This window comes from Flavobacterium daemonense (genome assembly GCF_007341385.1).
GTDB classification, from domain to species: domain Bacteria; phylum Bacteroidota; class Bacteroidia; order Flavobacteriales; family Flavobacteriaceae; genus Flavobacterium; species Flavobacterium daemonense.
This window is the reverse complement of the sequence record NZ_VJYD01000024.1, coordinates 1-14,418: the sequence shown is the minus strand read 5'-3', so window position 1 is coordinate 14,418 and position 14,418 is coordinate 1. Positions and strand designations below refer to the sequence as shown.

The following is a 14,418-nucleotide window of genomic DNA, read 5'->3' as shown; positions in this document are numbered from 1 at the left end:
AAAACACAACTATTTAACTTAAAAGGTGAAATTTGCAGTAAAACCTTTATTGACTTCTGAAGAAATCTGAATTGATCCATTAAGAAAAGAGATTCGGCTATCGATATTTTTCATTCCAAGCCCTTTTTGGTTTTCAGCATTTTTGCTGTCAAAACCAATTCCGTTGTCTGCATAATTGCAAGTCGGAATTCCATTTTCATCCGAAAAAGAAATTGTAATTTCATTTGCTTTTCCGTGTCGAATTGAGTTATTCATGAGTTCCTGAAGAATCCTGAAAACGTGCAAATGACGATCAATATCTTTTTCATCAAAAGTAACTTCATTTTTATAATCAACCTTAACCGATTTGCTGCTTTCAAATTCGGCGCATAATTCTTCGACGCCGGCACTCAATCCGAATTTTTCAAAAACTGGCGGCAATAAATTGTGGGCAATTTTTCTAGAATTTTCTAAAGCTTTTGCAGTTAAGCTTATAATATTTTCTGTAATTTCCTTAGTTTCAGCTTCCGTTAATTCTGAAGCTGACAATAAATGTGTATTCAAAGAAACTATATTCAATTTAGAACTGATATCATCATGAAGGTCCTGTGCAATACGTTTTCGTTCTTCTTCCTGAGTCACAATAATGGCATGCAACTGTTCTTTTTGATGCTGAATTTCTAAATCTCTTTTTTCTAATTCTTTCTGAGTAATTTTTTTACGTGAAAAATAAAAAAACAAGATCAAAACAAGACCCATCAATAAGAAAGAAACACAACTAAAAATTGCGGTTGCAATAATTTCAGATTCCGAGATTGCTTTTGGACTCATAAATTTTAATTAATTTTTTCTTTAAAAAAACCTTTGGCATAATTTAATACGCCAAAGGTTTGAATTTTTAATCTATAATTTGTGCTTTATTTCTTTTCAAATAACTGACTTTCCATTCGTACAAAAAAAACAAATGATACACTATTACCAAAATCACATTTACGGTCCAAGTTATCATACTTACGTCTTTACTAAATTTTGCGGTCAAATTTCCAATTAGAAATAAAATTGTACTGCTAAATAAGTAGAGCAAAATTCCCATGTTGACAAAATAAAACTCTTTCTTTCCGTCTAACATATTGTAAAAATGGAATGTTGCGTAAATTATTAGTAAAAATGATGTAATGAAAATCTCGTATAAATTGAATTTAAGAAATAACTCGGATTTTACTCCATATTGAATCGCCAAGGTCAATAAAACCAATACAAAACCTATTTTTATTGTTTTTTTTTGAAACTCATCTTTTATTAAGTTTGAATAAAAAAAACTTAATAAAATAAATTGCCCAATAAAATAAAAATGAGACATAAATAAATTACTTACATGCAATTTTATTAAGATATAAGAAGTGAGCTCGACTGTAATAATCAATAAAAGATAGGCTGTAAAAATTTTGTAGCTTTTTCTGTTTTTAAAAAAACCTATCGCGTACAAAATAAAATTTAACACCAAAAGGAAATATCCGAAATTTACTAGCATTTCACTACTGATTCATTGGACTATCATCATCTCCTGTAGCCGGTGGACTTGGCTGGGTAAAATCATAAATTCCGACATCACCTCCAGTAGCTTTTAGAGCTACACCATTACCAGGAATTTGATCTTCATAAATACCAGTTTTCTCATTATAAGTTGTACCAACTATCATTAAAGTTTGCAAGCCTTTATCATTAATTCCGATATAAGCTCTTGCAGCATCAATTCCTTGTGCTAATACACTTTCTAAGCTAACTTTCGGAATTAAGTATGAATTAACACGTTTTTTTGCTGTTTCTTCATCGGTTTGCTTCTTCCAATTTGCAACCCAGGTTTGTGCTACTTCTAACGTAATGTCAGTGTCATTTTCGGGTAATCTTTCATTTGCCATAATATAAATTTGTTTATTGGTTACAGTTAATTTTACGATTGTTTGGCAATCGTTTGGCTAATCTACTGAAATTAATTAATAATTTTAACATTAAGACACAAAAAAAAACCTTATAAAAAGGTTTTTAAATTGTAATTAAAATGGGACATCACTATCATCGTCGTCATCATTGAGATTACTTCCAAAAGCTTCATTCGCAGAAGGTAGATTTTTAGTGATAAACGGATTATCGTCATGATTCATTTTTGAAGGCAAATCGTCAAATCCACCACTAAATTCTTCAAGATTATCAAACTTACCTAAGTGTCCTAAGAATTTCAAACGAATATTTTCAAGTCCACCATTACGGTGCTTGGCTATAATAAACTCCGCTTGGCCAGCTGTAGGAGATGCTTCATCATCATCCCATTCTTCAATTTTATAATATTCAGGACGGTAAATAAACGATACAATATCGGCATCCTGCTCAATCGCTCCAGATTCACGAAGATCCGAAAGCAATGGTCGTTTACTAGATCCACGAGTTTCAACAGCACGAGATAACTGAGAAAGTGCAATAACCGGAACGTTAAGCTCTTTTGCCAAAGCTTTTAAGTTTCGAGAAATTGTCGAGATCTCCTGCTCACGATTTCCTCCTCCTTTTCCGTTTCCTCCCGCAGTCATCAACTGCAAGTAGTCAATAATAATTAATTTAATTCCGTGTTGCGAAGCTAGACGACGACATTTTGCACGTAAATCAAATATCGAAAGTGAAGGCGTATCATCAATAAATAATGGTGCTTTTTCTAAGTTTTTAACTTTAGTACTTAATTGCTCCCATTCGTGTTTTTCTAATTTTCCTGTTCTTAATTTTTCCGAAGACAAACCTGTCTCTGATGAAATAAGCCTTGTAATCAACTGAACCGATGCCATCTCCAAAGAGAAAACAGCAACCGCATGTCCAAACTGGATCGCAACATTTCGTGCCATAGAAAGTACGAAAGCCGTTTTACCCATACCAGGACGAGCAGCAATAATAATCAAATCCGAAGGCTGCCATCCAGAAGTTACCTCATCTAGTTTTTCAAAACCAGTTGCAATACCACTCAAACCTTCTTTTCCGGCGATTTCCTCAATACGTTTTTTTGCTTGAAGAACTAAACTCTGAGCCGTTTCAGAACTACGCTTGATATTTCCCTGAGTTACTTCATATAATTTAGATTCGGCTTTATCTAATAAATCAAAAACATCTGTAGTTTCATCATATGATTCTTCAATAATTTCAGATGAAATTCGGATCAAACTTCTTTGAATGAATTTCTGAAGAATAATACGCGAGTGAAATTCGATGTGCGCAGACGATGCAATTTTCTGCGTAAGCTGAATCAAGTAAAAATCACCTCCCGCTACTTCTAATTTTCCATTTTTCTTTAATTGTGTCGAAACCGTCAATAAGTCGATTGGCTGTGTTTCTGTAAAAAGCTGCAAAATCGCTTCAAAAATATGCTTGTGTGCATCTTTGTAAAAAGCGTCTGGCTGTAAAATATCAATTACATCATCTACCCCTTTTTTATCAATCATCATCGCACCAAGAACAGCCTCTTCAAGATCAATAACTTGCGGAGGAAGTTTTCCTTTTTCGAGATTAATAATAGTCGTTTTATCTACCTTTACAGGGTTTACATTTTTGAAATTTTCCATATAGCGAAAGTAACAAAATTTAAAAAAAAATTGTCAGTGAGTTATAACTATTACGATGTTTATAAATAAGTTTTTTTGTTGATAACCAAAAAAAAATCCGAAACCGCAGGGCTTCGGATTTTTAATCAATTTATATGAATTTACTCTTTAAACTCGCCCATATTGCTGTATTTGTCCATTCTTTGGGCAATTAATTCAGCTGTTGATAAGTCTTTCAATTCGTTATATCCTTTGGTAATATATTCCGCCACTGTTTTAAAAGTAGTTTCGCGGTCATAGTGTGCTCCGCCTAGTGGTTCTGGAATAACATCATCAACTAATTTTTGTTTTTTCATATCAGATGAAGTCAATTTCAAAGCATCAGCAGCACGTTCTTTGTACTCCCAGCTTTTCCATAAAATTGAAGAACAAGATTCTGGAGAAATTACAGAATACCAAGTGTTCTCCAACATATAAACTCTGTCTCCAACACCAATTCCTAAAGCTCCTCCCGAAGCACCCTCACCAACAATGATAGTGATGATCGGCACTTGTAAACGAACCATTTCAAAAATATTTCTTGCGATTGCCTCACCTTGACCTCTTTCTTCAGCTTCTAATCCTGGATATGCACCCGGAGTATCAACTAAAGTAAGAACTGGAATTCCGAATTTCTCAGCCATTTTCATCAAACGCAAAGCTTTACGGTATCCTTCAGGATTTGCCATACCAAAGTTACGGTATTGACGTGTTTTTGTATTAAAACCTTTTTGCTGTCCAATGATCATAAACGACTGACCGTTTATTTTTCCAAGACCGCCAACCATCGCTTTATCATCTTTAAAATTTCTGTCTCCATGAAGTTCTAAAAATGTATCACCGCAAATTGCTCTGATATAATCTAAAGTATAAGGTCTGTTAGGATGTCTTGACAATTGTACTCGTTGCCAAGCCGTAAGGTTTTTATATATATCTTTCTTAGTTTGCTCTAATTTTTTGTTGATTTCCTTGCACGTTGCTGTTACATCAACCTCAGATTCTTTTCCAATAATTACACACTTTTGTAACTGGTCTTCAAGTTCTTTGATTGGAAGCTCAAAATCTAAATATTCCATGGATTTTTGAATTTTGTTTTTAAATCGAACCGCAAATATAAAAATATTATATCATTGGCATAGTTAATTGTTAGTAAAGTATCAAATTGTAATTCAAAAGATAAGTAAACTATTACACTTCTTTCTTGTTTTTATAATGTTTGAAAACGCCATTTAAAATAACTGTAATGATGATTATTACGGCTCCAATATAAAATTCAGTACTCATTTTTTCTTTTCCGCCAAGAATAAAATACGCCAGCATAATTCCGTAAACTGGCTCTAAATTAGTCGTTAACATTACGGTATAAGGAGTCAATCGCTGCATAACTTTTACAGATGCCGTAAAAGCATAAGCCGTACATATAGATGCCAAAATAAACAACCAAATCCAATTATTTAAGGATAAGGTGAAGAAATCGGCGGTGAATTTTCCTTGAAATAAAAAATAAATTGTGATGAAAAAAACGCCAGCTCCAAACTCATAAAATGTAATTACAGACGGTTCATGATCTGAAATCAATTTCCCATTCATTAAGGTAAATAAAACACCAAGAATTATTGCGGCCAATGCATAATAAACACCTGTAAGATATTTAATTTCAACCTGCAAAATCAAACCTAGTCCTGCGATTATAATTAATCCAAAAAAAACTTCGTACCATAATATTTTTCTTCCATAAAAAAGCGGTTCTAACAAAGAGGCAAAAAATGCTCCGAGAGAAAATATCGAGAGTGTGATGGAAACATTTGAAACATGAATCGCCTTGAAAAAGAAAATCCAATGCAGGGCAATCAACAAACCAACAAAAATCAGTTTGAAAAGTTCTTTAATCGGAACTTGGAAAGATTGCTTTTTATAAATAATAAATGCTCCTAAAAACAACATAGCAAGAAGCATTCTAAACCAAACTAAATTTTCGGCATCAATGGTTATTAAAGCGCCCAAAATGGCTGTAAAACCCCAGATAAAAACAATTAAATGAAGATTTAAATAACTTTTTAAATTATCGTTTCGCATTACGTAGTAGGTAAACTGCCAAAATTCCGAAAACAATATTCGGGAACCAGACAGCTAATAAAGGTGAGAATGTAGATTTTTCGGCAAGGGTTCCAAATATTTTATCGAAGAATACAAATGAGAAAGCAATTGCAATTCCGATTGCCAAATTAGTTCCCATTCCGCCACGACGTTTCATAGACGAAACCGCCACGGCAATAATTGTCAAAATAAAGGCAGAAACTGGTACGCTGTATTTTTTATAAAGCACGACCAAATAAACATTAATATTTCCTGAACCTCTTTTTCTTTCTTTGTCAATAAAATCGATCAATTTTCCTAGAGAAAGTGTTTCGGCAATATAAACAACCGGTGTCAAATCGGCTAATTCAAATTTAAACTTAATCTCTTTTTCTGGAGATTTTTCGATTACATCATTTAATTCACCAAGAGTTCTTTTAGTGTAATCATATAAAATATATGTTTTCTTTTTAGGATCCCATTTAATTCGGCTTGCAGCAATTTTATAGGTCATTTTTTCCTTTTCAAAATGCTCTAGCGTAAAATTGAAAGCCGTTTTAGATTCTTCGTTAAAACTGTTTACATAAATAAAATCGTGATCATTTAATTGTCTGTACACATTGGTATTATTACCCATCATCTCGACTTTTCCGTTTCCTTTTAAATACGTGTATCTAAAATTATTGAAACCTTCACTGGCTGCCGGAACAATAAAGAATCCCATTAAAAGCACGAAAATAGAAACGATCGAAGCGCCAATAATATAAGGTCTCAAAAAGCGTGTAAATGAAATTCCAGAACTTAAAATCGCAATAATCTCTGTGTTATTTGCCAATTTTGAAGTGAACCAAATCACCGATAAAAACAAAAATATCGGAAAAAGCGAATTAGCAAAATAAATAGTAAAGTTGTAGTAATAGATCGCAATATCCGTAAACGGGATCTTGTTCTCCAACATTTTATTCACTTTTTCAGAAACGTCAATTACAATCCCAATCGGAATAAATAATAAAATCATCACCGAAAAAGTGGCTAAATATCTTTTTAAAATATACTTATCTATTATTGTTAACATAGTAAGATTTAATCGTTTATCTGTTTAATCGTTTAACCGAGTAAACGATTAAACAAATCAACATATTTTAAAGTCTTTGGCTCATAATTTTAACCATCATTTCTTTCCATGGTCTAAAATCTCCGGCTAAGATATGTTTTCTAGCCTCACGAACCAACCACATATAAAAACCAAGATTATGAATTGTTGCAATTTGTTTCCCTAAATACTCATTAGCAGCAAACAAATGGCGCAAATATGCTTTAGAATATTCGGTATCAACAAAAGTGTGTGCCATTTCATCAATTGGAGAAAAATCAGCTTCCCACTTTTTGTTTTTGATGTTGATCGTTCCGTTCGCCGTAAACAACATTCCGTTTCTTGCATTACGCGTTGGCATAACACAATCAAACATATCAATTCCTAACGCAATATTTTCTAGAATATTAATTGGAGTTCCAACGCCCATTAAATAACGAGGTTTATCTTCTGGTAGGATTTCGCAAACCACTTCTGTCATTGCATACATTTCTTCAGCAGGTTCTCCAACCGAAAGTCCGCCGATTGCATTTCCTTGCTGACCAGCATTTGCAATATATTCAGCCGACTGACGACGCAAATCTTTATAAGTACTTCCTTGAACAATAGGGAAAAAGGTTTGTTCGTAACCATATTTATAAGGTACTTTTTCCAAATGATTAATACAACGATCCAACCAGCGGTGTGTCATGTGCATAGAGCGCTGTGCATATCTGTAATCACAAGGATAAGGCGTACATTCGTCAAAAGCCATGATAATATCAGCACCAATAGTACGCTGAATTTCCATTACATTTTCTGGAGTAAAAAAGTGGTATGAACCATCAATGTGCGATTTAAACTTCACCCCTTCTTCCTTAATTTTTCGGTTTGAAGAAAGCGAATACACTTGATAACCACCAGAATCAGTCAAAATATTACGATCCCAATTCATGAATTTATGCAAACCGCCAGCTTTTTCAAGAATTTCAGTCTGCGGACGCAAATACAAATGATATGTATTTCCTAGAATAATATCCGGATTTATTTCTTCTTTAAGCTCGCGTTGGTGCACTCCTTTTACAGAAGCAACTGTTCCAACAGGCATAAAAATAGGAGTTTCTATAACTCCGTGATCAGTAGTGATACTTCCCGCTCTCGCTTTCGACTGCGGATCTTTTTGTAATAAATCAAACTTCATCTGTTTCTTTTTTCAGTCGGCAAAGATAAGCTAATTTCAGGGAAATTTAATTAATTAGGCAATTTGTCACTTATAAAATTGAGTTAATTCAAAAACAATATAAAACGTAAACTCAATATTTTTTTAAATTTGAATAAAATCAATTAAAAATGAACTTAGCTCAAAAACTCGGATATCCTGAAAACGCCAAACTCTTAATCATCCATGCCGATGACGCCGGATTATCACATTCAGAAAATCAGGCTACTATAAAATCACTTAAAAATGGCTCTGTTAATTCATATAGTATTATGGTTCCGTGCCCGTGGTTTTATGAAATGGCAATTTTCGCAAGAGAAAACCCAAACTTTGATTGTGGCATTCATTTAACGCTGACTTGCGAATGGGAAAATTATAAATTCGGCCCAATTCTTCCAGTTTCTGAAGTTTCAAGTTTAGTTGATAAAAATGGTCATTTTTATAAAACAAGAAAAGATTTCAAAAACAACGCAAGGCCATCCGAAATCAAAAAAGAACTTACTGCTCAAATTGAAAAAGCTTTAGAATTCGGCATTAAGCCTACGCATCTTGATTCACATATGTGCAGTGTCGGTGTAACCCCAGAAATTTTAGAAATTTATAAAGAACTCGGAAAAACATACAAATTACCAGTTTTCATCAATAAAGATTTTGTAGAATCTATTAGTTTATCTGAAGAAAAATACAATTTTGAAAACACGCTTTTAGCCGATAATCTGTTAATTGGTTATTATTCAGATTTCGAAAAAGGAGAACTTAGAAAATCATACGAAAAAGCCTTGGATAACATCGTTCCCGGATTTAATGTTTTTTTGCTTCATCCTGCGTTCGATGATTTTGAAATGCAAGGGATTACTGTAAATCATCCAAATTTTGGTGCGGCGTGGCGACAAATCGACTTCGATTTTTTTACAAGCTCAGAATGTACAGCAAAACTCAAAGAAAACAACATTCAACTTATTAATTGGAAAGAGATTTCTTTAATTAGAAAATGAGATAATTTTTATCCTTAATGTAAATATTACAATTTTCTGATTTCTAAAATATAAAAGCTAAAGAAATAGATTTCATAACTTTATAAGACATATAAAATTTAGAAATCATGATAAACTCAGAAGATAAGAATACAGCAAAAGAAAATCAAATTGAAAGAAATCTCGAAAATTTAGATTACCCTTCAAATGAAGACATTTTCAACCAAGAAGATCAGTTAGAAGATATTGATCCCGACGAAATATCTAACGAAAAAACTATTGACGAAAACAATCATGAGTGGAAACAAAATAGTGATAAACTCGGAGATGATCTTGACGTTCCGGGTTCAGAATTAGATGATGATCAGGAAGAAATTGGTGCTGAAGACGAAGAAAACAATTTCTACAGCGAAAGCGACACAAACTAATTTTCATATAAAATTCTCTGTAAATATATTTTTGCTACATGTTAAGTGTATTTTTTACACTATAAAACATTTAATCTGTGGCATGAAATTATGCGCAATTGTCAAAATCGCGAATTTTCGTCAAATCTGATGAAAAAAAGTCAAAAAAATTTAACAATTGAGGCTAACTAAAGCAGAAAATCATTTGTCTCCCCGCAAAATAACAATTACTTTTGCTTCAGTTTAAAATTTTACATATAAAATGAAGCCTAACACACAACAATTAAGCGATTTAACGATCCAAGTAAGAAGAGATATTCTTCGAATGGTACATGCTGTAAACTCTGGACACCCAGGTGGTTCATTAGGTTGTACTGAATTTTTGGTAACACTATATCAAAATATTATGGACCGCAAAGAAGGTTTTGATATGAACGGAATTGGAGAAGACTTGTTTTTCCTTTCAAACGGACATATTTCTCCTGTCTTTTACAGCGTTCTAGCACGTAGCGGTTATTTTCCAGTTTCAGAACTTGCTACTTTCAGATTATTAAACTCTCGTTTACAAGGTCACCCAACAACGCACGAAGGGTTGCCTGGTGTTCGAATTGCCTCTGGTTCATTAGGACAAGGTTTATCTGTAGCTCTTGGAGCAGCGCAAGCTAAAAAATTAAACAAAGACAATCACATCATTTATAGTTTACACGGAGACGGTGAATTGCAGGAAGGTCAAAACTGGGAAGCTATTATGTATGCTTCTGCAAAAAAAGTAGACAACATTATTGCAACTATTGACCTTAACGGAAAACAAATCGACGGAACAACTGACGAAGTTTTACCAATGGGAAGCATTCGCGCTAAATTTGAAGCTTTTGACTGGGATGTTTTAGAAATTAAAGAAGGAAACAATATCGATGCTATTATCGCTGGATTGACTGATGCTAAATCAAGAACAGGAAAAGGAAAACCTGTTTGTATTTTATTGCACACAGAAATGGGTAATGGTGTAGATTTCATGATGCATACTCACGCTTGGCATGGTAAAGCACCAAACAATGACCAATTAGCAAGTGCTTTGGCTCAAAACGTTTCAACTTTAGCAGATTATTAAAAAAGCTTTAAGCAGTAAGCATTAAGCTTTAAGCCTATTGCCTACAGCCTATTGCGTATAGCAAAAAAACAAAATGAAAAAATACGAAAATACAGGAAGTAAAGATACTCGTTCTGGTTTTGGAGCGGGAATGACTGAACTAGGTCAAAAAAACGAAAATGTTGTAGCATTATGTGCTGACTTAATTGGTTCATTGAAATTTGATGAATTCAAAAAAAATCATCCAGAGCGTTTTTTCCAAATCGGAATTGCTGAAGCAAACATGATCGGAATCGCTGCAGGTTTAACAATTGGAGGAAAAATTCCTTTTACAGGAACTTTCGCTAACTTCTCTACAGGAAGAGTTTACGACCAAATCCGTCAATCTGTTGCTTATTCAGATAAAAATGTAAAAATCTGTGCTTCTCACGCCGGTTTGACTTTAGGAGAAGACGGTGCAACACACCAAATATTAGAAGATATCGGATTAATGAAAATGTTGCCTGGAATGACTGTAATCAACACTTGTGATTACAACCAAACCAAAGCAGCAACTTTAGCATTAGCGGATCACCACGGACCTGCTTATTTACGTTTCGGACGTCCAGTTGTACCAAACTTCACTCCTGCTGACGAACCTTTCGTAATAGGAAAAGCAATTCTATTAAACGAAGGAACAGATGTTACTATTATTGCAACAGGCCACTTGGTTTGGGAAGCTCTTATTGCTGCTGAAGCTTTAGAAGCAAAAGGAATTTCTGCTGAAGTAATCAACATTCATACTATTAAACCTCTTGATGAAGAAGCAATCCTTAAATCGGTTGCTAAAACAAGATGTGTGGTTACTGCAGAAGAGCACAATTACCTTGGAGGTCTTGGAGAAAGCGTTTCAGGCGTATTAGCTTTACACAATCCAACTCCACAAGAATTTGTAGCTGTACAAGACAGTTTTGGCGAATCTGGAACTCCTGAGCAATTAATGGAGAAATACAAATTAAACAATCAAGCAATTGTTGAAGCTGTAGAAAGAGTTATTAAAAGAAAGTAATTTTTCCTTTTCTTACTTCATAAAAAAACCTCGAAATTGAATTTCGAGGTTTTTTATTTTGTTCTTATTTGATCTTATTATTTCACACTATGGTGATTTTTATCAACATGAAGTCTTAACCTTCCTGGCGAAGTATAATCTCCTCCAAATGCAGGAATACCGTACGTTTCAGTTTCATCTATATTTGGCGTACTAGGATTATCCGGAATTGGATCAAAAGGATAATATTTGCTGATACCAGTATTAGGTGCATCGGTAGGCTTCGTAATTTCAAACAAAGTAGTATAACCATCTCCATCATCATCAATATCCAAGAAATCTGCTAGACCATCACCGTCAGTATCATCTTTCATCCATGCTGGCGGATTTGGATATCTTACTAAATCTCTTAAGTCATAAACATAACCATTACTATCACCATCTGCACCCATATATTTATTAACATCTTCAAAATAATCAGGAACACCATCTGGAGAAGCAGTTACAGTTGTACCTTCTATCCTCGTATCGTGATCCATTCTCAAAAGTCCGTATAATTTAAAACTGAATACTAAAGGAGAATATGCAGGAATTTTATCCTGTGCAGATGCATAATACGCAAGTCCCGAAGGCAAGAACATTACACCTGCTCCAAAATTATCATAAGTAATTTCTCCGTTTGGCGCAGTCGTCGAAGTTCCTGTCCTGAACTGAGGAAAAATCTCTCCCCAACCGTCAATTACGGCACCTTGAGTATAGACAAACAAATCGAAGGTCATTCCGTATCCATATGACGTATCAAAAAGAGTTCCGTCAAGCAAATTACCCGAATAAGAAGCAAATATCCTATCTGTATTACATGGCGCTTCACCAGTTCCTTTTCTTAATTCCAAATAATAAACATCATAATAAACATCATGATTGTAAACTTTTCTTACCTTCAAAGGATACGTTTTTTGATCCCAAATCGAAGTTTGAGTACCGCCATCAGGAATCTTTTCTATCACAATATCGTAATTCGCGGTAACTTCCTTAATGTAATTGGTTTTTAAATATTGTATTATCAAGTCATTATCTGCTTTATATTGCTCTTTATAATCCCTCAGGTCAACAGTAGTTTCATCATCATCACTCTTATTACAAGAAACCATGGCAATACCAGCGAGCAATAAAATAAAATAATATTTAAATTTATTCATTATTAGTTAATTTTTTAGGTGCGCAAGATACAATATTGATTTATTTTTGTAAAGAATTTAACTTCGATTTTAGAAAAATTATGAGAATAGATAAATACTTATGGTGCGTTCGTTATTACAAGACCAGAAACATGGTTACCGAAGCTTGTAAAAAAAACCATATCACAGTAAATGGGCAGGTTGCCAAACCATCTAAAGAAGTTTTTCCTACAGACAGAATAACCTTTAGAAAAGATCAAATTACACAAATTATAACCGTTCTTGATATTCCGGAAAGTCGTGTAGGAGCAAAACTTGTCGATATATACCGAAAAAACGAAACGCCGCCTGAAGCTTACGCACATTTAGAGCTATTAAAACTATCTAAAGAACATTACAGAAAAAGCGGAACAGGAAGACCAACCAAAAAAGACCGAAGAGACATTGATGAGTACGGAAACGAGATTTTTGACGAAGAAGACGAAAATTAAATCCAAACTCAAAAATCTGAAATCTAAAATTTAAAATCTAAAATTCTAATCGTATTTTAGCAAAAAAATAAAATCATGAGCAAAAATATCATTTTAACGAATCAGGAAATCGAACATAAAATCAAACGTATCGCTTATCAAATCTACGAAACATTTGTTGACGAAGAAGAAGTTGTGATTGCCGGAATCGCTTCTAACGGATCTATTTTTGCTCAAAAAATAGCATTAGCTTTAAGCAATATTTCTACTTTAAAAGTTTCAACTTGCGAGGTTAAAGTAGACAAACAAAATCCGCAATTGCCAATTCAGACTTCTTTGACCAAAGAAGAATATCAAAACAAAGGATTAGTTTTAGTTGATGATGTTCTTAATTCGGGCACGACATTAATATATGCTGTTCGTCATTTTTTAGACGTTCCGCTTAAGAAATTCAAAACAGCAGTATTAGTTGACCGAAATCATAAAAAATACCCAGTAAAGGCTGATTTTAAAGGAATCTCCTTATCAACTTCTTTACTGGAGCATGTTCAGGTTGTTTTTGACGAAAATGGCGATAATTACGCTTTCTTAAGCTAAGATTTTCAAAATATCATCAACTGTTTCTTCGACTGATTTTCCATCAACCGACACTTTATGTTGTGCGTGGTTGTAATAAAAACTTCTGTCGAACAAATGTTTTGCGATAAACTCCTTCATTTCCTCTTCTTCCATATTTGCAATCAAAGGGCGTTTGCTCTTGTTTTGCGCCAACCTATTATATAAAGTCTCAATTGAAGCTTTTAAATAAATAGAAACTAAATTGTCATTTTGAAGCAATAAATGATTATTTGCATAACATGGCGTTCCTCCACCAAGACCGATAATATTATTTTCTGAAGAATTAAGTAATTCTAAAAACATTTCGTGTTCTAATTTTCGAAAATAAATCTCTCCATGTTTAGAAAAAATTTCATTTATAGACAGATTTGCTCTTTTTTCGATACAAGTATCTAAATCCAGAAACGGAATATTTGTAATTTTTGACAAGTTTTGGGCAATTGTTGACTTTCCGCAACCCATATAACCAAGTAACACTATTTTCTTCATATTAATAAAACCTTATAAACTAAGACATTGGGAACTTTTTGTAAAAAAAGACAAATTTATAATAAAAATGCTTGGAAACTTCCAAAATAACTCCTTATATTTGCACCCGCATTCAAGAAACGAATATGACTCGATAGCTCAGTCGGTAGAGCACATCACTTTTAATGATGGGGTCCTGGGTTCGAGCCCCAGTCGGGTCACA

General features: G+C 33.6%; 15 protein-coding genes and 1 tRNA gene. 7 read left to right on the top strand and 9 right to left on the bottom strand.

Translation table 11 applies throughout. The annotated features are described in order from the left end of the window. Positions 1-18: 18 nt before the first annotated feature. The 7 genes from FND99_RS19775 to tgt all read right to left on the bottom strand — a co-directional run bounded on the left by FND99_RS19775 (position 19) and on the right by tgt (position 7,945). On the bottom strand, positions 19-810 hold the full coding sequence (locus FND99_RS19775; RefSeq protein WP_144339654.1) for a sensor histidine kinase: 792 nt from the start codon (positions 808-810) through the stop codon (positions 19-21). 704 nt (positions 811-1,514) lie between these two features. Next, on the bottom strand, positions 1,515-1,898 hold the full coding sequence (locus FND99_RS19765; protein ID WP_144339652.1) for a hypothetical protein: 384 nt from the start codon (positions 1,896-1,898) through the stop codon (positions 1,515-1,517). Between the two features lie 135 nt (positions 1,899-2,033). After that, positions 2,034-3,578, bottom strand: coding sequence for a replicative DNA helicase (dnaB, locus tag FND99_RS19760; RefSeq protein WP_144339651.1), 1,545 nt, complete (start codon positions 3,576-3,578; stop codon positions 2,034-2,036). 140 nt (positions 3,579-3,718) lie between these two features. Next, positions 3,719-4,672 (bottom strand): acetyl-CoA carboxylase carboxyltransferase subunit alpha, encoded by a 954-nt coding sequence (locus tag FND99_RS19755; protein ID WP_144339650.1) that lies wholly within the window; start codon positions 4,670-4,672, stop codon positions 3,719-3,721. Between the two features lie 112 nt (positions 4,673-4,784). Further along, on the bottom strand, positions 4,785-5,672 hold the full coding sequence (locus tag FND99_RS19750) for a DMT family transporter (protein WP_144339649.1): 888 nt from the start codon (positions 5,670-5,672) through the stop codon (positions 4,785-4,787). Next, positions 5,659-6,747 carry an LptF/LptG family permease gene (locus FND99_RS19745; RefSeq protein WP_144339648.1) on the bottom strand — a complete coding sequence of 363 codons (1,089 nt, stop codon included), beginning with the start codon at positions 6,745-6,747 and terminating at the stop codon, positions 5,659-5,661. Before FND99_RS19745 ends, FND99_RS19750 begins: the two co-directional genes overlap by 14 nt. Positions 6,748-6,814: 67 nt before the next feature. Continuing rightward, a complete protein-coding gene (tgt, locus tag FND99_RS19740) occupies positions 6,815-7,945 on the bottom strand; it encodes a tRNA guanosine(34) transglycosylase Tgt (RefSeq protein WP_144339647.1) in 1,131 nt (376 codons plus the stop codon). A 149-nt stretch (positions 7,946-8,094) separates the two neighbouring features. Here tgt and FND99_RS19735 point away from each other — a divergent pair, with 149 nt between their 5' ends. The 4 genes from FND99_RS19735 (at position 8,095) to FND99_RS19720 (ending at position 11,482) form a co-directional block, all read left to right on the top strand. Next, entirely contained in the window at positions 8,095-8,958 is an 864-nt protein-coding gene (locus tag FND99_RS19735; protein ID WP_144339646.1) for a polysaccharide deacetylase family protein, read from the top strand. 107 nt (positions 8,959-9,065) lie between these two features. Further along, a complete protein-coding gene (locus tag FND99_RS19730; RefSeq protein ID WP_144339645.1) occupies positions 9,066-9,365 on the top strand; it encodes a hypothetical protein in 300 nt (99 codons plus the stop codon). 241 nt (positions 9,366-9,606) lie between these two features. Then, on the top strand, positions 9,607-10,455 hold the full coding sequence (locus FND99_RS19725) for a transketolase (protein WP_144339644.1): 849 nt from the start codon (positions 9,607-9,609) through the stop codon (positions 10,453-10,455). Between the two features lie 73 nt (positions 10,456-10,528). Beyond that, the gene (locus FND99_RS19720; protein ID WP_144339643.1) at positions 10,529-11,482 is read left to right on the top strand and encodes a transketolase family protein; all 954 of its coding nucleotides are present in this window, start codon (positions 10,529-10,531) and stop codon (positions 11,480-11,482) included. Between the two features lie 77 nt (positions 11,483-11,559). On the opposite strand, the gene FND99_RS19715 is transcribed toward FND99_RS19720, so the two are convergent. Beyond that, on the bottom strand, positions 11,560-12,660 hold the full coding sequence (locus FND99_RS19715) for an FKBP-type peptidyl-prolyl cis-trans isomerase (protein WP_144339642.1): 1,101 nt from the start codon (positions 12,658-12,660) through the stop codon (positions 11,560-11,562). Between the two features lie 80 nt (positions 12,661-12,740). On the opposite strand from FND99_RS19715, the gene FND99_RS19710 reads away from it, so the two are divergent. Beyond that, positions 12,741-13,130, top strand: a complete 390-nt coding sequence (locus tag FND99_RS19710; RefSeq protein ID WP_144339641.1) for an RNA-binding S4 domain-containing protein — start codon at positions 12,741-12,743, stop codon at positions 13,128-13,130. A gap of 75 nt (positions 13,131-13,205) precedes the next feature. Next, entirely contained in the window at positions 13,206-13,706 is a 501-nt protein-coding gene (locus FND99_RS19705; RefSeq protein WP_144339640.1) for a phosphoribosyltransferase domain-containing protein, read from the top strand. On the opposite strand, the gene FND99_RS19700 is transcribed toward FND99_RS19705, so the two are convergent. Beyond that, complete coding sequence (locus FND99_RS19700; RefSeq protein WP_144339639.1) at positions 13,698-14,216, bottom strand: shikimate kinase; 519 nt, start codon at positions 14,214-14,216, stop codon at positions 13,698-13,700. The two genes, FND99_RS19705 and FND99_RS19700, sit on opposite strands and share 9 nt — an antisense overlap. Positions 14,217-14,343: 127 nt before the next feature. Here FND99_RS19700 and FND99_RS19695 point away from each other — a divergent pair. Next, positions 14,344-14,416 (top strand) — tRNA-Lys (locus tag FND99_RS19695). Positions 14,417-14,418 lie beyond the last annotated feature (2 nt).

Coding starts and splice junctions, on each gene's coding strand:
- FND99_RS19725 (WP_144339644.1), top strand. CDS start 9,607: ATGAAGCCTAACACACAACAATTAAGCGATTTAACGATCCAAGTAAGA.
- tgt (WP_144339647.1), bottom strand. CDS start 7,945: ATGAAGTTTGATTTATTACAAAAAGATCCGCAGTCGAAAGCGAGAGCG.
- FND99_RS19720 (WP_144339643.1), top strand. CDS start 10,529: ATGAAAAAATACGAAAATACAGGAAGTAAAGATACTCGTTCTGGTTTT.
- FND99_RS19710 (WP_144339641.1), top strand. CDS start 12,741: ATGAGAATAGATAAATACTTATGGTGCGTTCGTTATTACAAGACCAGA.
- FND99_RS19775 (WP_144339654.1), bottom strand. CDS start 810: ATGAGTCCAAAAGCAATCTCGGAATCTGAAATTATTGCAACCGCAATT.
- FND99_RS19735 (WP_144339646.1), top strand. CDS start 8,095: ATGAACTTAGCTCAAAAACTCGGATATCCTGAAAACGCCAAACTCTTA.
- FND99_RS19715 (WP_144339642.1), bottom strand. CDS start 12,660: ATGAATAAATTTAAATATTATTTTATTTTATTGCTCGCTGGTATTGCC.
- FND99_RS19700 (WP_144339639.1), bottom strand. CDS start 14,216: ATGAAGAAAATAGTGTTACTTGGTTATATGGGTTGCGGAAAGTCAACA.
- FND99_RS19745 (WP_144339648.1), bottom strand. CDS start 6,747: ATGTTAACAATAATAGATAAGTATATTTTAAAAAGATATTTAGCCACT.
- FND99_RS19730 (WP_144339645.1), top strand. CDS start 9,066: ATGATAAACTCAGAAGATAAGAATACAGCAAAAGAAAATCAAATTGAA.
- FND99_RS19705 (WP_144339640.1), top strand. CDS start 13,206: ATGAGCAAAAATATCATTTTAACGAATCAGGAAATCGAACATAAAATC.
- FND99_RS19765 (WP_144339652.1), bottom strand. CDS start 1,898: ATGGCAAATGAAAGATTACCCGAAAATGACACTGACATTACGTTAGAA.
- FND99_RS19750 (WP_144339649.1), bottom strand. CDS start 5,672: ATGCGAAACGATAATTTAAAAAGTTATTTAAATCTTCATTTAATTGTT.
- FND99_RS19755 (WP_144339650.1), bottom strand. CDS start 4,672: ATGGAATATTTAGATTTTGAGCTTCCAATCAAAGAACTTGAAGACCAG.
- dnaB (WP_144339651.1), bottom strand. CDS start 3,578: ATGGAAAATTTCAAAAATGTAAACCCTGTAAAGGTAGATAAAACGACT.